The 19,739-nt window shown below is 40.0% G+C and carries 15 protein-coding genes, 1 tRNA gene and 2 pseudogenes; 13 read left to right on the forward strand and 5 right to left on the reverse strand.

The window, feature by feature from the left end:
- Positions 1–20: 20 nt before the first annotated feature.
- The 4 genes from infB to ANA_RS21120 all read left to right on the forward strand — a co-directional run bounded on the left by infB (position 21) and on the right by ANA_RS21120 (position 6,544).
- Positions 21–3,116 carry a translation initiation factor IF-2 gene (gene infB, locus ANA_RS21105; RefSeq protein ID WP_015083450.1) on the forward strand — a complete coding sequence of 1,032 codons (3,096 nt, stop codon included), beginning with the start codon at positions 21–23 and terminating at the stop codon, positions 3,114–3,116.
- A gap of 31 nt (positions 3,117–3,147) precedes the next feature.
- Entirely contained in the window at positions 3,148–3,321 is a 174-nt protein-coding gene (locus ANA_RS26755) for a hypothetical protein (protein WP_015083451.1), read from the forward strand.
- A 336-nt stretch (positions 3,322–3,657) separates the two neighbouring features.
- On the forward strand, positions 3,658–3,906 hold the full coding sequence (locus ANA_RS21110) for a hypothetical protein (RefSeq protein ID WP_015083452.1): 249 nt from the start codon (positions 3,658–3,660) through the stop codon (positions 3,904–3,906).
- Positions 3,907–4,897: 991 nt separating this feature from the next.
- Positions 4,898–6,544, forward strand: a complete 1,647-nt coding sequence (locus ANA_RS21120) for a DUF1565 domain-containing protein (protein ID WP_041458655.1) — start codon at positions 4,898–4,900, stop codon at positions 6,542–6,544.
- 45 nt (positions 6,545–6,589) lie between these two features.
- Here ANA_RS21120 and ANA_RS21125 read toward each other — a convergent pair whose 3' ends face one another.
- Positions 6,590–6,853: a DUF3493 domain-containing protein gene (locus tag ANA_RS21125; protein WP_015083454.1), complete on the reverse strand. Its 264-nt coding sequence runs from the start codon at positions 6,851–6,853 to the stop codon at positions 6,590–6,592.
- A gap of 33 nt (positions 6,854–6,886) precedes the next feature.
- On the opposite strand from ANA_RS21125, the gene ANA_RS21130 reads away from it, so the two are divergent.
- The 4 genes and pseudogenes from ANA_RS21130 to ANA_RS21140 all read left to right on the forward strand — a co-directional run bounded on the left by ANA_RS21130 (position 6,887) and on the right by ANA_RS21140 (position 9,275).
- Positions 6,887–6,958: transfer RNA gene (locus tag ANA_RS21130), tRNA-Thr, on the forward strand.
- Positions 6,959–6,977: 19 nt separating this feature from the next.
- Positions 6,978–7,233 (forward strand): annotated as a pseudogene (locus ANA_RS28625) (type I restriction-modification enzyme R subunit C-terminal domain-containing protein); the annotation flags it as partial.
- Between the two features lie 2 nt (positions 7,234–7,235).
- Positions 7,236–8,306 carry a hypothetical protein gene (locus ANA_RS21135; RefSeq protein ID WP_235082080.1) on the forward strand — a complete coding sequence of 357 codons (1,071 nt, stop codon included), beginning with the start codon at positions 7,236–7,238 and terminating at the stop codon, positions 8,304–8,306.
- A 330-nt stretch (positions 8,307–8,636) separates the two neighbouring features.
- Complete coding sequence (locus ANA_RS21140) at positions 8,637–9,275, forward strand: Uma2 family endonuclease (protein WP_015083455.1); 639 nt, start codon at positions 8,637–8,639, stop codon at positions 9,273–9,275.
- A gap of 118 nt (positions 9,276–9,393) precedes the next feature.
- Here the strand turns inward: ANA_RS21140 and ANA_RS21145 are convergent, their stop codons facing one another.
- Positions 9,394–10,161 carry a pantothenate kinase gene (locus tag ANA_RS21145; protein WP_041458656.1) on the reverse strand — a complete coding sequence of 256 codons (768 nt, stop codon included), beginning with the start codon at positions 10,159–10,161 and terminating at the stop codon, positions 9,394–9,396.
- 272 nt (positions 10,162–10,433) lie between these two features.
- Here ANA_RS21145 and lepA point away from each other — a divergent pair, with 272 nt between their 5' ends.
- Complete coding sequence (lepA, locus tag ANA_RS21150; protein ID WP_015083457.1) at positions 10,434–12,245, forward strand: translation elongation factor 4; 1,812 nt, start codon at positions 10,434–10,436, stop codon at positions 12,243–12,245.
- A gap of 424 nt (positions 12,246–12,669) precedes the next feature.
- Here lepA and ANA_RS21155 read toward each other — a convergent pair whose 3' ends face one another.
- Together ANA_RS21155 and ANA_RS21160 are read right to left on the reverse strand one after the other, a co-directional pair.
- Positions 12,670–13,074, reverse strand: coding sequence for a hypothetical protein (locus tag ANA_RS21155; RefSeq protein WP_015083458.1), 405 nt, complete (start codon positions 13,072–13,074; stop codon positions 12,670–12,672).
- 116 nt (positions 13,075–13,190) lie between these two features.
- Positions 13,191–13,826 (reverse strand): DUF4347 domain-containing protein, encoded by a 636-nt coding sequence (locus tag ANA_RS21160; RefSeq protein WP_015083459.1) that lies wholly within the window; start codon positions 13,824–13,826, stop codon positions 13,191–13,193.
- Between the two features lie 771 nt (positions 13,827–14,597).
- Here ANA_RS21160 and ANA_RS21165 point away from each other — a divergent pair.
- Both ANA_RS21165 and ANA_RS21170 read left to right on the forward strand, forming a co-directional pair.
- On the forward strand, positions 14,598–15,785 hold the full coding sequence (locus ANA_RS21165) for a glycosyltransferase family 4 protein (RefSeq protein WP_015083460.1): 1,188 nt from the start codon (positions 14,598–14,600) through the stop codon (positions 15,783–15,785).
- Between the two features lie 125 nt (positions 15,786–15,910).
- Positions 15,911–16,957: a cyanophycinase gene (locus ANA_RS21170; RefSeq protein ID WP_015083461.1), complete on the forward strand. Its 1,047-nt coding sequence runs from the start codon at positions 15,911–15,913 to the stop codon at positions 16,955–16,957.
- 201 nt (positions 16,958–17,158) lie between these two features.
- Here the strand turns inward: ANA_RS21170 and ANA_RS25095 are convergent.
- Positions 17,159–17,293: pseudogene (locus tag ANA_RS25095) on the reverse strand (DUF433 domain-containing protein); the annotation flags it as partial.
- Positions 17,294–17,841: 548 nt separating this feature from the next.
- On the opposite strand from ANA_RS25095, the gene ANA_RS21175 reads away from it, so the two are divergent.
- Both ANA_RS21175 and ANA_RS21180 read left to right on the forward strand, forming a co-directional pair.
- Positions 17,842–18,324 carry a hypothetical protein gene (locus tag ANA_RS21175; RefSeq protein ID WP_158310559.1) on the forward strand — a complete coding sequence of 161 codons (483 nt, stop codon included), beginning with the start codon at positions 17,842–17,844 and terminating at the stop codon, positions 18,322–18,324.
- Positions 18,325–18,759: 435 nt separating this feature from the next.
- A complete protein-coding gene (locus ANA_RS21180; RefSeq protein ID WP_015083463.1) occupies positions 18,760–19,644 on the forward strand; it encodes a hypothetical protein in 885 nt (294 codons plus the stop codon).
- Positions 19,645–19,739 lie beyond the last annotated feature (95 nt).

Below are 19,739 nucleotides of genomic sequence, written 5' to 3' on the forward strand. Positions count from 1 at the left end.
AATTAAAGGGGAAAGAGTGGATGAACAACGGAAAAGTGAGAATCTATGACTTATCAAAAGAATTGAATTTGGATAATAAAGAGCTACTAGCAATTTGCGACCAGCTCGATATTGCGGTTAAAAGCCATAGCAGTACGATTTCCGAAGCGGAAGCTGAACAAATTCGTAGCGCAGCCGAAAAAGTCGCTGCTACGAATTTAGCCTCAAAAAAGGAACAAAGTACAAATGGCCATAAACCAAATTCATCTCAAAACCGTACCAACGCCCATCACAAACAGCAAATTCTAGAAATTCGCAAACCGAAAATATTGATAAACACTACCACCAACTCAACCGATATCTCAGTTGCTACTGACGCTACTGATGCTAATCCTCCGGCACCTCCAAGGCCTTTTGCTACACCAGTTTCATCTATGAATATAAAGCCGGCGGCACCAACTCGACCAGTACCCCGGAATCAATCTGAGACTCCACTTAAACCTAATCCTACCCAACCAGAACAGGTATCTAATCCTGAATCGGTTACAGAAAAGGTGAGAGCGGAAAAATCAGAGAAAATATCTACTCCCAGAGCCAAACCAGAGAAACCGCAAAAACCCCAGTTGGTTTCTCCTCCTGCTAGAGTAGATGGCGCAAAAGCGGCAGAAACACCAGTTTTAGCAACATCAGAAAAACCTCTTCTCAAACGCGATCGCTCACAGCCTGTTGAAGAAGATCCTCAGCCAGTGAGAAGTAAGGTTAATAGACCTTCATCTGATCAAGGTTCACCATCTGCACCACCTAGACCTAGTCGGGCTAATTCAGGAGCGCCGACAAGACCAGAACAACGCAGTGGTAGACCATCCGTTGGCGGTGATATCCAACGCCCTAGACCTGCCCGTCCCAGTGAACCAGCAGCCATTCCCACGGCGACTCCACCCAGACATCATGCAGGTGGCGCGAAAAAAGAAGGATTGGATGAAATACCAGTAGCACCCGATCTTTTGGATTTAAAACGCCCTACACCCCCTCGTTTGAACAAGGGTGGGAAAAAATGGCAAGAAGAAGAAATCATTGACGAAATCAAAGAAAAAGCGAAGGTTGGACCCAAAGGCAAACGGGTCAAACAAATCGTAGAAGATGATTTAGATGAAGATGATTTAGATGAAGACGGTCTAGAAAATTCCGCAGCCACTCAAGTTAGTCTCTCCATTGCCCGTCCTCCCAAACCCAAAGGGACTCGCTCCGGTATGCCAACTGTAGCGGTTGTGGCTGCTCCTACCACTAGAGGTAAAAAATCTAGTTCTTCCCGTGACCACAACAATCGTCGCCAAGAAAATGTAGAGCAAAAACCAGATCGTCCAGCCACACTAGATGTTACTGGTCCATTAACAGTCCAGGAGTTGGCTGAGTCCCTCGTAATTGCCGATACAGAGATTGTCAAAATCCTGTTTATGAAGGGCATGGCTGTTAGCATCACCCAAAATCTGGATATTCCGACGATTACCCTAGTCGCCAAAGAACTAGAAGTAGAAGTCCAAATTGTCGAACGAGAAGCTGAAGCCCGGAAAGTCACGGAAATGATTGACGTGGCTGATTTGGCTCACCTCATTCGTCGTCCCCCAGTTGTCACCATCATGGGTCACGTAGACCACGGTAAAACCACTCTCCTCGACTCTATTCGCAAAACCAAAGTTGCGTCTGGGGAAGCGGGCGGTATTACCCAGCATATCGGCGCATATCATGTTGATATCGTCCATGAAGGTAAACCACAGCAGATTGTTTTCCTCGATACTCCTGGTCACGAAGCTTTCACAGCGATGCGTGCCAGAGGGGCTAGGGTGACGGATATTGCCGTGCTAGTTGTAGCTGCTGATGACGGTGTTCGTCCCCAAACCATTGAAGCTATTAGCCACGCTAAAGCTGCTAATGTTCCCATTGTTGTGGCAATCAACAAGATTGATAAAGAAGGCGCGCAGCCAGAACGGGTTAAACAGGAACTTACTAATTATGGTCTCACCGCTGAAGATTGGGGTGGTGAAACCATCATGGTTCCCGTTAGCGCTATTAAGGGCGAAAACCTCGACACCCTCCTAGAAATGATTATGTTGGTGTCGGAAGTAGCCGAACTATCCGCTAATCCAGATCGGGTCGCAAAAGGAACAGTCATTGAGGCTCATTTGGATAAGGCGAAAGGTGCCGTTGCTACCTTGCTGATTCAAAACGGTACTCTCCACGTTGGAGATATGCTGGTCGCTGGTTCAGCCTTCGGTAAAGTCCGGGCTATGGTAAGTGACCGAGGCAAGCGTGTAGATGTTGCTAGTCCATCCTTTGCTGTGGAAGTATTGGGTTTAAGTGATGTCCCTGCTGCTGGTGATGATTTCGAGGTCTATGAAAACGAGAAAGAAGCTCGTTCTGTAGCCAGCGATCGCGCCGATAAGCAACGTCAGTCTCGATTGTTACAAGGTCGTGTCACTCTCACTACCCTGTCAGCACAAGCACAAGAAGGCGAGTTAAAAGAACTCAACTTGATCCTCAAGGGCGACGTACAAGGTTCTGTGGAAGCCATTATCGGCTCTCTGCGCCAAATTCCGCAAAACGAAGTCCAAATTCGGATGCTCCTAGCTACCGCTGGAGAAATCACCGAAACAGACATAGACTTAGCTGCTGCCAGTAACGCTGTGATCATTGGTTTCAACACCACCTACGCCAGTGGAGCTAGACAGGCTGCGGATGAAGCAGGTGTAGATGTTCGAGAATATAACATCATCTACAAACTCTTGGAAGATATCCAAGGTGCTTTAGAAGGTCTACTCGAACCAGAGTTGGTGGAAGAACCCTTGGGACAAACAGAAGTCCGTGCTGTCTTCCCAGTTGGTCGTGGTGCTGTTGCCGGTTGTTATGTTCAATCTGGTAAGCTCGTTCGCAACTGTAAGGTGCGCGTCCGTCGCTATAACAAGGTAGTTTACGAAGGTGTTCTCGATTCCCTCAAACGGATGAAAGAAGATGCCCGTGAAGTCAACGCAGGTTATGAATGTGGTATCGGCATTGATAAGTTCCATGACTGGGTGGAAAATGATATCATTGAATCCTACCAATTGGTAACTAAACGTCGGACTCTGACTATGACTAAGTAGTGACGTGCATCCAGCGTTGAGTGCTGAGTTAATGAGTGTTGAATTGAGACTGTTCCGAGTTCAACACTCAAATAATGTAAACTCAGCACTCCGTTTAAAAGGAGTCAGGAGTCAGGAGTCAGGAGTCAGAAGAAGAATGAAGAAGAAGGAAGAAATGAAAAAGAAGAAGGAAAAAGAAGAAGGAAAAAGAAGAAGGAAGAAATGAAAAAGAAGAAGGAAAAACCTGTTCTAGTCCGAGTTTTATTATCAATTCATGTCTTACCCCCTTGGGTTGCTATAAATTTTAAGAAAATTCTCTGTTTAATTAAAAACAAGTTGTTTTAGAAATTTCTCGCATAAAATTCCGCATTTAGTGATGAATGAGACAGAATTTTCAGGTGTAAAACCATTATCTTGAAAGAAGATTAAACAAAAATTTTCAATTTTAGCTTTGGGTGACTAGATTTACGTGTTCCCCTTGTGTGTGAAATAAATTATCAATCTGAAATCTAAAATCCCAAATTGTCTAATTCTGGAAGTGAAAAATAAGGAATGAGGAATTATGGCTCAATTTCCAACTTCTAGCGATTACGCGCATACTACTGACAGCAAAGTCTCTGTCAACGGTGAGCGTAAAGATCACCAATTATCTGCTAATACTCAATTTTGGCATAACCTGAAATACGTGATTTCTGCTAGTTCCGGTTTTCAAAGATGGCAATTAGAATGTAACGCCAAATTACAAAGTTTACGTCTAGATCAACAAGTACAAATGTATTTACGAGAGACTTTAGAAACTTTAGCTTATTAACCCTTTGACCGAAAAGACGGGACACAAGCCCCGTCCTTCCAGGACGGCTTTATGCTAAAATTTGGTCATAGTCGCCATAGGGCATTGGGAGACTTTAAACGGACATGGAGGGACGATAAGACCACTTGTGGCGGGTTCTGGCGAAGTGTCAAGTGTTTCCCCGCACCTTCAGGTCGGTGAGTATGTCAAAAATATTTACTCCTTGCTTTCAGCAGGGAAGTTGAGGAGAAGATTTCTTATCCTCAATTTTTATGTGGGAGCAATACCTTGTCTATTTGTTGGGTTTCCTTGCGTCAACCCAACCTTGTATCTTAGAGGTATGTTAGAGGTTGACACTCCCCGGTCTAAAGACGCGGGGATTCTATAGAGAGTTTCAGTCTATATCTCTCAGTTATCCCAGCTTCAGGCATTGCCTTAAATATTTGGGTTCTTGCCCTGATCCTGTTTGCCATTACTGGCAGAATCATCTCTGCTTGCGGTGAGCGAAGCCGAACTGACAAGCGTAACTTTCCGAGAGTCCCCCGGTAGGTTTTTAATGTCTTTGCTGACAATTTAATTGTCTCACGAATATGGATTAAAAGAATGCAGAATTTAGAATTTAGAATTACGTTTTGCAACGGGGATTTTACCCCGACGCAAAACCCGCTGCTTGTAGAAGCAGGGGACTTTAACCCCCAAAGGTAAGTTAAAATTTGAAATTATTTCAAATTTTTAAATTAATGTCAATGCAGGATAAAGGAAAGCCTCTAGCCTTCATCCCTTGTCTAAAGCACAGATGTAGCTGACTTAGTCAGCTACATCTTCAAGGGTTTTCGGCATTTCCCTTATAAAAGTTACTGAACTGTTAAGTTACTTTGTTTTTTTTAATCACAATTTTAGCGGAATAAGTGATAATGATCCGGTATAGTTTGTCATGGGTTTTACAGATGTACATCTGTTACCTTACATTCTTGTGAAAGTACCATCATTAAACACATTATTCACTAAAAAAATGAAAAATCAGGGTTTTCATATTTCTCGTTTATCTTTACAAACCAGCCTGACAGCTTTGTTATTAGTTGCTGGTAGTTCTACCCTCATACTCAGTCAACTTAAAGCTGGCGCTGCTCCAACTTTAACAGCCCAAGTGCCAGCCAATGGCACTGTCATTTACGTTAACTCTGCCACTGGAAAAGATACTGCCGCTAATGGAACTACAGCAGCCCCCTATAAAACCATCACCTTTGCCCTTTCTAAAGCTACAGCCGGGACAGTTGTTCAGGTTGCCCCTGGGAACTATAGTAAAGAGAGTGGTGAAACATTCCCTCTTGTCCTCAATTCTGGAGTGACGCTTCAAGGTAATGAGTCTAACAAGGGTGAGGGAATCTTAATTAGCGGTGGTGGTTATTACACTAGTCGCACTTTTGCCAGACAGGATATTACACTGTTAGCGAATAATAGCACTATTATTACAGGTTTAACTTTTACCAACCCGAATTCACGGGGAACGGCTGTATGGGTAGAATCCAGTAACCCGGTGATCAAAAATAGCACATTTATTAACAGTGTCAGAGAAGGAATTTTTGTGACAGGTACGGGAAATCCCCAAATCGAAAATAACATCTTTTTGAAAAATAAGGGCAATGGAATTTCTGTAACTAAATCTGCCCAAGGTGTGATTCGTGGCAATTTATTTCAGGATACTGGTTTTGGTGTAGCAATTGGTGGTAGTTCTACACCTTTATTAGAAAGTAACAACATTACCCAAAACACAGACGGTCTTTTTATCTCGGAAACTGCCAAACCTATCCTCCGTAAAAATTCCATTCGCGGTAATAAACGGGATGGTATTGTCGCTACTATTAGTGCAGTTCCTGACCTGGGTACAAGTGAAAATCCTGGTGGCAATCTCATCCGTGATAATGCTCGCTATGATTTGAACAATGCTACTAAAGCTGGCAAAATTGTCGCTATTGGTAACGATATCAACGAGAAGCGGATTTTTGGTGCTGTTGATTTTGTCGCGGCTAAAGTGACTACACCTCCCGATAACAATACTGGGAATACTGGAAATACTGCTTTTAAAGATGTGCAAACAGGTTACTGGGCAAAAGCTTACATTGAAGCTTTAGCTGCCAAAAATATTATCGCTGGTTTTCCAGATGGTAGTTTTAAACCCAATGAACCTGTAACTCGCGCTCAATTTGCTGCTATCATAAATAAGGCTTTTAAACCTTCAGCAACACGCCAAGGAATTGCTTTTAAAGATGTCAAAAGCAATTATTGGGCTTATAGCGCCATTCAAACTGCTTCTAGTAGTCCGTTTCTATCTGGTTATCCTGATTTAACTTTTAAGCCAGAACAACAAATTCCTAGAGTGCAAGCCTTGGTGGCTTTAGCTAATGGTTTGGGTTTAACTGCGAATGGTCAGACTGTGATTAACTTCTATACTGATGCTAGTCAAATTCCCAGTTATGCAGTTGGTCCAGTAGCAGCAGCAACTTCACGGCAATTAGTTATTAATTATCCCACTGTTAAAGAGCTTGCACCTAAGCGTCAAGCAACTAGAGCGGAAATTGCGGCTTTTGTATATCAAGCCTTGGTTAATGCTGGTCGTGTTCAAGCAATTAATTCTCCATATCTGGTAACTGGCAAGTAGGCAGGGGGCAGGGGAATATTTATCTTCCCAGTTGCCTCTTGTCTGTCATTTATTCCTGCTGTTTTCCCATTTCCAGAGAAACACCATTAACCCAATTACTCCTAGTTGGATAGCGAAATTAGACGCTGCTTGTTCTATATCGCGTCCTGCTAGGAGTTGAAAAAAGAAAACGAATGCACCAATAAAGCCGGAAGCACCGACACCAATATAAATAAATTGCCTTAACCCCCGATAGGGTGCGGCTGCTTCGGCTTTGAGACGTTCATATTGTTGGGGGTTGAGATTTTTTGGAGAATTTTGTTCCATCATCAATAAATTATGTTATAATGTGTGACTGTGTACGCCGATGTGGCTCAGGGGTAGAGCAACTGATTCGTAATCAGTAGGTCGTGAGTTCAAATCTCATCATCGGCTTTAAGTAATATAACAAGACAAGCAACGGGCTGAAAGGTTGTGTCGTGCTAACTCTGACTTTTTGAACAATATGGGGAAGAAGCCAGGACTATTTTAGAAATACTTTTGGATAAGTATGCAGAAAAGTGGGTTGAGGAGTTTAACATTCCCACGACTTGTCCAATCGGGAGTTTAATAATTATGGTAATGTGGTGGAAATTGCTGAACGGTTTGGGGGTGTTCAGGAATTGAGGGAGTCCGTAAATCAGTTACAAAGTTTACTTTATACTGCCTAAAATTGCAAAACTTCTTATTAAAGATAGATAATGAGGTATTGATGAACACGACAAATAATAGAAATTTACGCATAGGCTTGGAAGAAAATTTTTATCATTCTTTCAAAAGGGGCTATGAATTATACATCGAATCCAAAAATAATCAAGATGCTTGGTTACTCAAGGAATCAATAATTTGGATTCAGCATGGAATTGAAATTGGGCTGAAATTATTGCTAATTCAAACCAACGAATACTTGATTTTTGCAAATGTAAATGATGCAATTAATAAGTTTGAAAAACTTGCAAGTGTGAAACCTAATGCCACTATAATTGATGTCTTTGAAGAAGATGATTCACCACATTCCATTGGATGCGAAGACTCTTTAAAACGAGCGCGTATTATGCTAGGTTTAGAGGAATTTAAAAAAGGAGATAACAATCAAAAAACTTTAGGTGATAAAATTCTTGAGCTTAATAAATACCGAAATCGAATAACTCATTTTTCTGCACAGTTAAATACTGAAGAAATTATTCCGTTATTGGAAGAAATTATTACAGATTTTTTATACCTTCTAGAAAAAAATATCAAAGATAAAGAGTTTACTGAGAGATATATTTCAGAAATTTGCCGTATAGATTTACCTATGCGTAGCCCATTCGTAGTAACAACTAAAAATGTAAAAAATAGAATTTTAAATTTGATAAAACTATTTAATAACCAAAAAATTTCTGGTGAATTATTTTATAGAAATAATCAAGAAATATATCTGCCTAAATTTGAAAATGAAAGTTTGTTTATACAAGAATCGACTTGTGAAGGTCTAATAGAAATAGAAACATTAAGTAAAGAGAGATGGTTGATTATTATCCAGACAGGTATAATTAGCGATCAAGTTATACAATTTATTTGGGCAAAAGCAACACAGCATCACATAATTTACCGACGTGATTTTCAAGTTCAAACGTGGTTGGTGAATTTTGTTGGAGATGTTTTAATAAAAAAAATTGGTGATGAATTGAGTTCAATCGGTGTTTTCATATCCAATGAAGAGAATATAAAAAATTTAGAAAAACAAATAAAATTAAAATGATTTTCTCTGTTCTCTGTCTTCATTAAAATTAGGTTTAGATTTTTCTCTACCTAAAGTAGTTACGAAAGTTAAACAGCAGATTCAAAAAATTAAGGATGAGGCAAAACAGTTTCAAACTGAAGAACAAATTCACCGCGAAATTGCTAAGGATGAAAAAGCGAAAGGTGATGCTATTTACTGGGCAATTTATAATCTTGACCGCAAAAATCCCAATAATCAGACGGATTTTGAACATTTACCCCCAGAGCAACTGGTAACTGATATATTAGAGAAAGATCGGCGAGTTGCTGACATTATGTCTGAGATTAAAGCAATTTTGGAGCGGTGACAATGTTAGGTTTACTAGAAAAATTGAGTTGCTGGGAAGAATTAACAAGTCAATCAGCATTAGATAATGTTGATTCAGATCAAATTTTACTGATGAATGGGATTAACTGGAATATATATGAGATATTGTTACAGCGATTTGAAAATACTTCTCATTATCGGTTTAAATATTTAGAAGGTACTTTAGAAATAATGTCTCCTAGTCGTCGTCATGAGTTTGATAAAAAGCTAATTGCTTTATTATTAGAAACTTATTTTATTGAAAAGGATATTGATTTTTATCCTTTAGGTTCAACTACTTTTAGAAAGGAAGCGTCTGCTAGAGGTATTGAACCAGATGAATGTTATTGTTTTGATTCTGAAAAATCCGTTCCTGATTTGGCTATTGAAGTGGTTGTAACGAGTGGGGGAATTGATGATTTATTAATTTATCAAGGTTTGGGTGTACCGGAAGTTTGGTTTTGGCAGAATCATCAATTTTCATTATATTTTCTGCGGGGTGATAAGTATGAGAAAATATCAAAAAGTGAATTTTTACCCGATTTAGATTTAACTCTGTTGGCAAGTTTGCTTTTGTCTGGTGAAAAACCAAAAGATTTAATCTCAAAGTTCCGTGAAAACATCCGTCGGGGTAATTCATGAATTGCCCCTACAAATATACAAATAATATGATTTATGTGCTTTTGAGTCTAAAGTCTAGTACAATGATTTGCCGAATTTACAAGTAATACTAATCGGAAGAAATAAGAGTTTTAGAGATTTATTGCCTAATTACTATATTTCCAACTCCCTCAAATATCAAATTATTATCTACAATTAATCGGTTTGCTATATCTGGAAACTGTTGCTGAAGATAGTTTTTTAATAAATGACTATCACCACCAGTTATCACAATCTGACCATGAGGAAATAACCGCCACCAAGCCTCAATAAAATCCTTTATCCCAATTAATAAAGTGTAAATTACTCCACTTTGAATTGCATCTGATGTATTCATGGCAAAACGTGGTGGTAAAGATGTCATTATCCTAGTTTCTAATAATGGTAATTGTCCGGTTTTTTGTCCTAAACTGGCAAATTGTAACCCTAAACCCGGCAAAATTGCCCCACCAACCAAACATTGATGATTGTCTGCACCTGTAAAAGTCAATGCTGTACCCGCATCAATTACTAGTGCGGGAAATCCCCAAGTTATTCCCGCACCCCATACAGCTAAAGCCCGATCAATTCCTAGCGCGGGATACATTCCCCCTAATGGTACATCTTCCAAGGTAATCAGACGCAAATGGGGGTAAATTTGCCAAAGTGCGGTTTGACTGGGAACGACAGAAGCGAGAATCAGAGGGATAGGATCATCTGGGATAATGGGAAGATTGGTAGGTAGAGAAATCGCTGTCAACCAATTATCTAAGGTTGGAGATTCAGCTAATTGTTGGATAATAGATGCAGGTAGATGAAATGTGTCCCCAGTTGAGTATAAGATTTTATCTCTGAACAATGCCCAATGCAGGCGGGAATTACCGACCATTAATACTAAAGAAAGATGCTGTTGCTCTTTTAAGGGCAGATGATTTCTCACACTTTTAATTTTCTCAACTTAGTTATAGGTTTTTTCCTGAAAATATGGCTGGGAAATTTGTGGTAATCTATAGTGTAACTGCCGTACAGGAGTCAGGAGCAGAAATCAAAAAATTCTTTCCCTCGCGTTGCTCCCTACCTCTTCCCTTATTCTCTCAGAAAGCATTAAAATACATGAAGTAAATAGCTTTCACTTTGGTTTGCTTTAAGCAAAAATGGTATATGACTGACGTTCCCGCTGCTCGCATTCGTAATTTCTGTATTATTGCTCACATTGATCACGGGAAATCTACTCTCGCGGATCGTTTACTACAGGCGACTGGGACTGTAGAAGATCGACAGATGAAAGAGCAGTTTCTTGATAACATGGATTTGGAACGGGAGCGCGGCATTACAATTAAGCTGCAAGCTGCCCGGATGAATTATACTGCCAAGGATGGTCAGCAGTATGTTCTTAATTTAATTGATACTCCTGGACACGTAGACTTTTCCTATGAGGTGTCGCGTTCTCTAGTGGCTTGTGAAGGGGCATTATTAGTTGTGGATGCGTCCCAAGGTGTAGAGGCGCAAACTCTCGCAAATGTCTATTTAGCCCTAGAGAATAATCTAGAAATTATCCCAGTTTTAAATAAAATTGATTTACCAGGGGCAGAACCAGAACGAGTAATTGGCGAAATTGAAGAAATTATTGGTTTAGATTGCAGTGGCGCAATTTTGGCTTCAGCGAAGGAGGGAATTGGCATTGCGGAGATCTTAGAAACAATTGTCGAACGAGTTCCCCCACCTGCTGATACTGTAAATGAGAAGCTGCGGGCGTTAATTTTTGATAGTTACTATGATAGTTACCGGGGTGTAATTGTTTACTTCCGGGTCATGGATGGAACTGTGAAAAGAGGCGATCGCATCTACTTAATGGCATCTGGTAAAGAATTTATCATTGATGAATTAGGCATTCTCGTGCCAACACAAAAGCAAGTGGAAGAACTTCATGCTGGGGAAGTAGGATATTTAGGAGCATCAATTAGAGCCGTAGCTGATGCCAGAGTAGGAGATACCATTACCCTAGGCAAAAACAAAGCCACTGAGGCCTTGCCTGGTTACGCAGAAGCTAATCCCATGGTATTTTGTGGGATGTTCCCCATAGACGCAGATCAGTTTGAAGACTTGCGAGAAGCTTTAGAAAAACTGGAACTCAATGATGCTGCATTAAAATATGAACCAGAAACCTCTAGCGCCATGGGTTTTGGTTTCCGTTGTGGGTTTTTGGGATTACTGCACATGGAAATCGTCCAAGAACGTTTAGAACGCGAGTATAACCTAGATTTAATCATTACCGCACCATCGGTAGTTTACAAAGTTGTCACTAACAAAGGTGAAGAACTGTACATTGATAATCCTAGTCGCTTACCTGAACCGAATGAACGGGACAGAATCGAAGAACCCTATGTCAAAGTCGAAATGATTACTCCAGAAACCTACGTTGGTTCTTTAATGGAGTTGTCGCAAAATCGTCGGGGAGTCTTCAAAGATATGAAATATCTCACCCAAGGACGGACTACACTAACGTATGAGTTACCTTTGGCTGAAGTTGTCACCGACTTTTTTGATCAAATGAAATCTCGTTCTCGCGGTTACGCCAGTATGGAATATCATCTGATTGGCTACCGAGAAAATCCTTTGGTGAAATTGGATATTCTGATTAATGGTGATCCAGTGGATTCCTTAGCGATGATTGTCCACAGAGATAAAGCCTACAATGTCGGTAGAGCCATGGCGGAAAAACTCAAAGAACTAATTCCCCGTCATCAATTTAAAGTCCCCATTCAAGCTTCTATTGGCTCAAAAGTTATTGCCAGTGAAAGTATATCAGCGATGCGGAAAGATGTCTTGGCTAAATGCTATGGTGGCGACATCAGCCGGAAGAAGAAACTGTTGAAAAAGCAAGCCAAAGGTAAAAAACGGATGAAGTCTATAGGTACGGTGGATGTACCCCAGGAGGCTTTTATGGCTGTGTTGCGGTTAGATAAGAGCTAATTCCCAGATTTTTGGTTTATTGCTAAAAACTCGTCTGTATGCAATCGTGAGGGAAATTACAGGCGAGTTTATTGTGAAAATCAGGCAAAAAATGGGTAATACAGCAGATTTCGCTCTAATGAGGTACAAACTTGAATTATGAAACCCTTGTAGTGCGGGCATCTTGCCCGCTACTGTAGGTAAGCAGAGGATCTTCTCGTCACTAATTAACTAATAGCAAGATAGTTCTTCCTTATCAATTTCATGATAACATTTTTAAAATTGTTTGTCAACACAATAAAATCACTTTTTTCCCGTTGGCGTTTTTGCGTTTTTTAGCGAAACATTATGGGGTGATGATGTAAGGAAGGAGGAAGGAGGAAGCCAGGGAGAGAAGCCAGGGATATAGCTAAAGTCGGTTAAAACCGACTGGGGGGTTCAAAAATTATTGGAGATGTCTATTGAATTTACGTTTTGTCCAAACACCAATACCAAAAAGAACTGTACTACTTAATACTGGTAAAGCATCAGTTTCCCAAGGAACGGACTGAATTGTGGCATTACTTAGGGTGAGAGTTGATGGACCTGTTGAATCCCAAGTATCAACAACTCCAATACCGATGTTATAATTTCCCGCAGAAGTGAAGGTATAGCTATAAAGACTATTATCCGTTAAGGTTTGAACATTATTGTTAATCGTTACAAAAGCTTGATCTGTATCTGCACTTGTGAAATTCCAGTTGAAGCTAAACACATCTCCAGCATTGATGTTAGTAAAGGTACTTTTAATGGCTGAACCATATTGATTGTCTGGAATAGCAGTTGCAAAATTGGTCGCATTGATACCCAAAAATTGCTCTAAACTACCAGCACCACCACCAGTATCAACGGTATTTGTTGTACCTGATTGAATAACTGTGTTGTTACTACTAACATCTCCAATGGAGCTAAAGGTGTTTAAATTAACTAAGTTAATAGAGTAAGCAGGAGTACTACTTGCACACCTATAGCATAGCCAGATGTATCATAATTGCCCACTAATGTGGGTGCAAATACTCCCTGATAGGTGTTGAGGGTGTCTGCATGAAAAACAATCTCCGACAAATAATGTAGAGACGTTCCATGGAACGTCTTTAAATCTGTAACGGGAATATTAACCTCTAACTCCCAATTTCCCCCTAATGCTGCATTTCCCGTTTTTGTTGCTGACGCACTAATGGTTGCGTTAGTAATCTCATGTAACTTTCTAATAAATTCTTCCCCAGCATCCCCCGCAGCGACGTTACAACCATAGAGTAAAATGTTCTCGCTTTGCCAATGCTGCAACAATTCAGCATATTTACTGATATTTTCTAAATTCAGTTGACTATTTCCTAAATACAAACATCCTGGAGAACCGTGGGAAAGGATGTGAATAGTGGTTATTTGAGTATGCTGTCGTAAAAATTCCGTAATTTCCTCAATTCCGTTTTGATTTGGGGAAAGAATAACCGTTTTTACTCCTGCTATAACTCCTGTCTGTAGGGTTTGGTAGTCGGAAACAGAAGAATCAATAAAGACAACAGTTGTCGCAGTTTGACTGAGAAAAGAATTGTTTAACATACCTTTGGGGGTTAAAGTCCCCTGCTTCTACAAGCAGCGGGTTTTGCGTCGGGGTAAAATCCCCGTTGCAAAACGTAATTCTAAATTCTAAATTCTAAATTCTGCATTCTTTTAACATATTTTTTATTTCCGCACCTGATAACGAAGTGTAGTTTCCTATTGCATTAAGTAAGGGTTTAGCAATGCTCATTGGTGTCAACTTAACGTAAATTGATGTCCCTTCAAGCCAGCCAGGGAATAAATTCCCTGTCTAAAAGCTAAAGTCGGTTAAAACCGACTATTTCAGCATAAATAGGATAATTTTTGATTTTGAGTTAACCAGAGTGCGTTTTAACGCACTTGAGCTTTTAGACCGGAACTTAAGTTCCGGGCGGGAATGTTGCAGCCAAACAAACAAGCTACTTGTACTGAGCTTACCAAAGTATCCCTCGCCTAATTTGACACCAATAAAGCTCTTGCTTTACCCCTATCAAATCTTTACCAATTCTAATCTAGATATGCTTAAACAGCAATGATATACTCATAGATTTTACTTGTATATTGATCTTACACAAATATTACTAACAGGATTTTAAGAGAGCGATTCCTAGGTCGCGCTTTGCTATCGCTACATTCCGTCACTAACTACTATACTGTACTCTCTCGCAAATAAGCCGCGAGCAGTATTCCTAAGAGTTTTCGAGAATTTTTAATTTCTAATGCCCTTTTCCCTGCTATAAATATAGTTTTTATATATTTTAATTTTTTGTCAATCATCGGGGAGTCAAGTCAATGAAGATATTAGTGCTGAGTTGGGAATTTCCACCGAGGATAGTTGGGGGAATTGCTCGTCACGTTGCTGAGTTGTACCCGGAACTAATAAAGTTAGGCCATGACATCCACCTAATTACGCCAGAATTTGGTCCAGCATCCTTGTATGAAGTCGTGGAAGGCATTCATATCCACCGTGTCCCAGTAGCTCCTAGTAACGATTTTTTCCACTGGGTGGTGAACTTAAATGAGAGTATGGGAGAACATGGCGGCAGGTTATTAAGGGAAAAAGGTCCATTTGATCTGATTCATGCCCATGATTGGTTAGTTGGGGATGCAGCGATCGCTCTCAAGCATACCTTTAAAATTCCCCTAATTGCCACAATTCACGCCACAGAACATGGACGCTATAACGGTATTCACAATGATACCCAAAACTATATTCATGATAAAGAATATACACTAGCTGATAATGCTTGGCGGGTCATCGTTTGTAGTGAATATATGCGTCGGGAAATGATCGGAACACTATATATTCCTAGTGATAAAATTGACGTAATTTATAACGGTATTCGCGCAGAAAAGAAAATACATCACAAAGATTTTCATGCTCAAGATTTTCGGCGACGATTTGCCGCAGATGATGAAAAAATTGTCTATTATCTTGGTCGCATGACCTATGAAAAAGGCGTACCTATATTACTTAATGCCGCTCCCAAGGTGCTGTGGGAAATGGGAAATAATGTTAAATTTGTCATAATTGGTGGTGGTAATACTGACCATCTTAAACGTCAAGCTTGGGATTTGGGAATTTGGCACAAGTGTTACTTTACTGGATTCCTGGCTGATGAATACTTAGATAAATTTCAAACCATCGCTGACTGTGCAGTTTTTCCCAGTCTTTATGAACCCTTTGGGATAGTTGCTTTAGAAAGTTTTGCCTCCCGCGTACCAGTCATAGTTTCCGATACTGGTGGTTTTCCTGAAGTAGTTCAACATACAAAAACGGGAATTACCACCTGGGTAAACAACTCGGACTCTGTGGCTTGGGGAATATTAGAAGTGCTGAAAAACCCAGATTATTGTCAATGGTTGGTAAATAATGCTTATGCAGATTTAGAGAAAAGATTTAGCTGGCCAAAATTAGGTAAACAAACAGAAATGGTTTATGAAAGAGTAGTAGAAGAACGAGCAGAAATTGTCTGGTAAAGAGAATTAAAGATTACTCTGATTATTGTCCGTAAAAAAACAGTACAAACCCTGTACGCTAGGAATTTAGCCCTGAGAAATGCGAAAGTTAGAAATGATTGCTGTTTGCTTGACAAGATTATAATATGATAAAGGCATTCCTAAGTACATCCAGGCGTTTGCAGAATGCAAAAAACAGCTTGTTGAAGATGGTAAACCGCATCCTAGATCGTTTAACAGCCAAGTTAAAACGGTTCTTTGAGGATATCATTGCCGATAGCCAGATTCCCACCTCTGAACCAGCTTATAAACTCCCTAAATTAGCTGGACCTGTTCATAATTTAGGTGGTGGCGGTCCTGATGTTGATGACGCTATTCAGTGGATGATTAATCAAGTCAGGGGTGGTAGTAACAGCAATACTAAAGTTAATGTTTTAGTAATTCGTGCTGCTGGTAACGATGATTATAATCAGCTAATTTATAGTATGAGAGGTGTCAAATATGTAGAAACTCTCATCATTCGTAATCGTCAAGAAGCGAACCGAACTGATATTTTTGATAAAGTCAGAAATGCTGGCGTAATTTTCTTTGCTGGTGGTGATCAATGTGAATATATTCGCCACTGGAAAAACACTAAGCTGGAAGTTGCTATTAAGTCGGTTTATGATCAAGGTGGTGCTATTGGTGGTACAAGTGCCGGAGCGATGATTCAAAGTGAATATGTTTATGATTCTTGTGCTTGTGAAGATAGTATTGAAACTCACGAAGCCCTTGATGATCCCTACGGGAATATTACCTTTACCTATAACTTTTTCCAGTGGAAATATCTGCGAGGAACTATCATTGATACCCATTTCGATGAACGCAAAAGAATGGGGAGAATTATGGTTTTTATTGCTAGGCAAATTCAAGATGGTGTATCTGCAAAAGCGTTAGGGATAGCAATTAGTGAACAAACATCTTTACTAGTTGATAAATATGGTATTGCTAAAGTTACGGGTAAAGGTTCAGCATATTTTGTCTTAGGAGATCATCCTCCAGAAACTTGTAAAAAGGGAACTCCTCTCACATATCACGACTACAAAATTTGGCGAGTTCCTAGAGGTGACACTTTCGATTTAAATAAATTACCGTCACGGGGTTATTATCTCAGAAGTGTGAAGCGCGGAAGGTTTGACTCCGATCCTTATTAATAGCATTTGTCTACACAAATTAGCCTCACTAGCCCACTCAGGTGGGCTTTATTGCTAAGGGTGCTATCTTTGTTTCGCGCAAAGACGCTAAGGATCAAAGACGCAAAGAAGGAAAATAAGGGCTTATAGAGAAGGGTGAACTAATCATAATTCGCTGACTATGCGAGGAAATTGTTCATCTGCATAAAGACGTACCACAATTTAAGCCGCCTCATTTTTTTGAATTGCTGTTTCAATTTCTTCTAGATGTGCATTTGCATAAGCCCAAGCATTCACTAAATCAGCAGCAGTTAAATGAGGATAATCATCTAAAATTTGTGCTTCACTAATTCCTAAACATATTGAGACTCAGAAAAGATCAGTAAATCTAACGTTGTTTACAATACTATTGCCAAAATAAGAGCCTTGATAATTTTTGGCAAAAACGGCAAAAATAATCATATATAAGCGTTTCGATGAAAAGGTAGTTTAGAATCTAAAACCCTTATCCTACCGTCAATACATTTAAAAAATCCTTGTCGGAAACCTTTAAGGAATTTTTAGGGGTGATTGTTTTTGCCAAGCAAGAGCGAGGAACGGGAGTTCATGGTTAAAGCATTATCATCTCACCCTCGTAATTTGACTAAGGTATTGTGTTTAACAACCTTATTTTAATATAGATTGATTTTAAAGACTTCTTAAAGACTTTTTAAAGACTTCTTAAAGACTTTTTAAAGACTATTTTAAGACTATTTTGAGCACCCCTCAAGAAATAGACCAAAAAAATGAGGGTCTGTTGGTAATGTTCACCTATGTTCCCTTTGGAATTTAATTAAGGTATCCCTATGAAACGTATTTCTTTAATCTCTGCTCTTTTAGTAAGCGGTTCTTTCTTATTCGCACCTGTGGCTAAAGCTGACCAAAGCTTGAATCTAGACTTCACTGGTGTTGCTCAGGCTAACTGCTTGTTCACCAACATCGAATCAGGTCTAGTTATTGCTAAGGGTGTAGATCTTGGAACCGTTGGTTCTAGTAGCAACGCGACACTAGGTACTGTTGGTGGTGTTGCTGCCCTACCAGCGAGTTTTACTGCTGAGTGTAACTCCCAGACGGCCTTCTTTGTAGATACACCTGTTGCTGCTGCTTCTAACCCTGCTTTTCAAGCAGTTAGTACAAAATCAGTTCTAGCTGATGCTGGTGCTGGTGGTGCCACAATTGAAGCTTACACAGCATCGCCTGCTGGTGGTTCTGTAACAAGTGACCAATTCCTTCCCGTTGCCGCCGCTGCATCTACAGACATGACGGTTGATATGAATGTTCAATCTGCTTCTGGTGTTCCTGTAGGTATCTACAAATATACAATTCTAGTAAGCGCTGTTCCTCAATAGTGATATTGGAGTTGATTTCCAGCATCAGAAATAGGTAACAGATATCTACTGAAAATTAACTGTGCGTTATCCGAAAGCCAGATAGAGATGCTCCATAGAACGTCTCTATCTGGTTAAAAATGCTTATTTAAGAGATTTTAGAAATCCCTGATCCGATATCTTAAAAAGATGTCGCCGTGCTTAAATATATTTGTCAATTATACTTGGCACGGTCTTCGTACTGCTGAAATGATAAAAGACCATCTGAGAGGATGTTTGAAAAGTGGTATTCCGTAATTTTCATCACATTGCTACCCCCCTTTCCCCTTGTAAAGGGGGGAAACAATAAAAATCCAGTTCCCTCCCCTTTACAAGGGGAGGGTTAGGGTGGGGTAAAAAATATTTGATACATCAACCATAACTTTTCAAACACCCTCTGATTTAAATAATAAGACTATGTTTACTATTCAACCTTCCTACTTGCAAAGTCTCCTAAATGTTGGTATCCGTGTCCTGGCTTGGGGAAGTTTTATCGGAGTTCCTCTAGTGCTATCTGGACAAGCTGCTCAAGCACAATCCTTAAATTTGATTCCTGGTATTGTGGAACTGGAGACCGAACGTGGTCAGGGAAAAGGTGTATTTACCATCAGAAATGTTAGCACCACTTCCCCTGTGCGCGCTCGACTCTATGCCGAACCCTTTTCCTATACGGATTTAGGATTACGTCCAGAACCTAACAGCAAAGCCGACCTGACACCCTATCTGGTGTTTTCTCCTCGTGAGTTAACACTTAATCCAGGACAATCCAGACAGGTGCGACTTGTGACTCGTATTCCCGAAAAGATAACTGATAAAGAGTATCGGGCAGTTGTGTATGTTGAATCCTTGACTGAGTCCCCTACTAATCCCAATGTACCTAAGAATGTCGCGGTTTCCCAAATGGGACTTGTTACTAGAATTGGGGCAACGGTTTATGCTCGTCAAGGTAAGGTTGCTCCTAGTCTAAAGGTTATGGGGGCTAACTATGATCCTAAACAAAGACAAATATTGCTGAATGTAGAAAATACTGGTAACGGCTCGACTCGTCCCCATATTGAATGGACACTGAAACAGGGAGATAAGGAAGTTGTGAGCCGAGTCAATGGACCTGCTTCAATAGTATCGGAAAGTAGTCGTAAATTCCCGATTAATTATCCAGCTAATAATGAAAAACCTTTGCCGGCTGGTACTTATAATCTGTCTGGAAAACTTGTTTGGGTAAATAAAGGTTGGGCGCTAAATTCCGAGACCAATCAAAATGTTGTTCCTTTTAATTTTTCCTTGACGGTACCTGGTAAATAATCCCTGGGGTGTAAATTCAAAATGGGCGGTTAGAAACTGCGTCTACACAGGCAAAACCCTTGATTCTTCCGAAGTTTAGATTTTCCATGACCTCG

Origin of the sequence: Anabaena sp. 90, assembly GCF_000312705.1 — a bacterium.
Classification (GTDB): Bacteria; Cyanobacteriota; Cyanobacteriia; order Cyanobacteriales; family Nostocaceae; genus Dolichospermum; species Dolichospermum lemmermannii.

Bases quoted from the DNA above. Each gene is read 5' to 3' on its own strand.
- ANA_RS21110 (WP_015083452.1), top strand. From the start codon at position 3,658: ATGGCTCAATTTCCAACTTCTAGCGATTACGCGCATACTACTGACAGC.
- ANA_RS21125 (WP_015083454.1), bottom strand. From the start codon at position 6,853: ATGATGGAACAAAATTCTCCAAAAAATCTCAACCCCCAACAATATGAA.
- ANA_RS21180 (WP_015083463.1), top strand. From the start codon at position 18,760: ATGTTTACTATTCAACCTTCCTACTTGCAAAGTCTCCTAAATGTTGGT.
- ANA_RS21140 (WP_015083455.1), top strand. From the start codon at position 8,637: ATGTTAGGTTTACTAGAAAAATTGAGTTGCTGGGAAGAATTAACAAGT.
- ANA_RS21145 (WP_041458656.1), bottom strand. From the start codon at position 10,161: ATGGTCGGTAATTCCCGCCTGCATTGGGCATTGTTCAGAGATAAAATC.
- ANA_RS21160 (WP_015083459.1), bottom strand. From the start codon at position 13,826: ATGTTAAACAATTCTTTTCTCAGTCAAACTGCGACAACTGTTGTCTTT.
- ANA_RS26755 (WP_015083451.1), top strand. From the start codon at position 3,148: ATGAGTGTTGAATTGAGACTGTTCCGAGTTCAACACTCAAATAATGTA.
- ANA_RS21120 (WP_041458655.1), top strand. From the start codon at position 4,898: ATGAAAAATCAGGGTTTTCATATTTCTCGTTTATCTTTACAAACCAGC.
- ANA_RS21170 (WP_015083461.1), top strand. From the start codon at position 15,911: ATGATAAAGGCATTCCTAAGTACATCCAGGCGTTTGCAGAATGCAAAA.
- infB (WP_015083450.1), top strand. From the start codon at position 21: ATGAACAACGGAAAAGTGAGAATCTATGACTTATCAAAAGAATTGAAT.
- ANA_RS21165 (WP_015083460.1), top strand. From the start codon at position 14,598: ATGAAGATATTAGTGCTGAGTTGGGAATTTCCACCGAGGATAGTTGGG.
- lepA (WP_015083457.1), top strand. From the start codon at position 10,434: ATGACTGACGTTCCCGCTGCTCGCATTCGTAATTTCTGTATTATTGCT.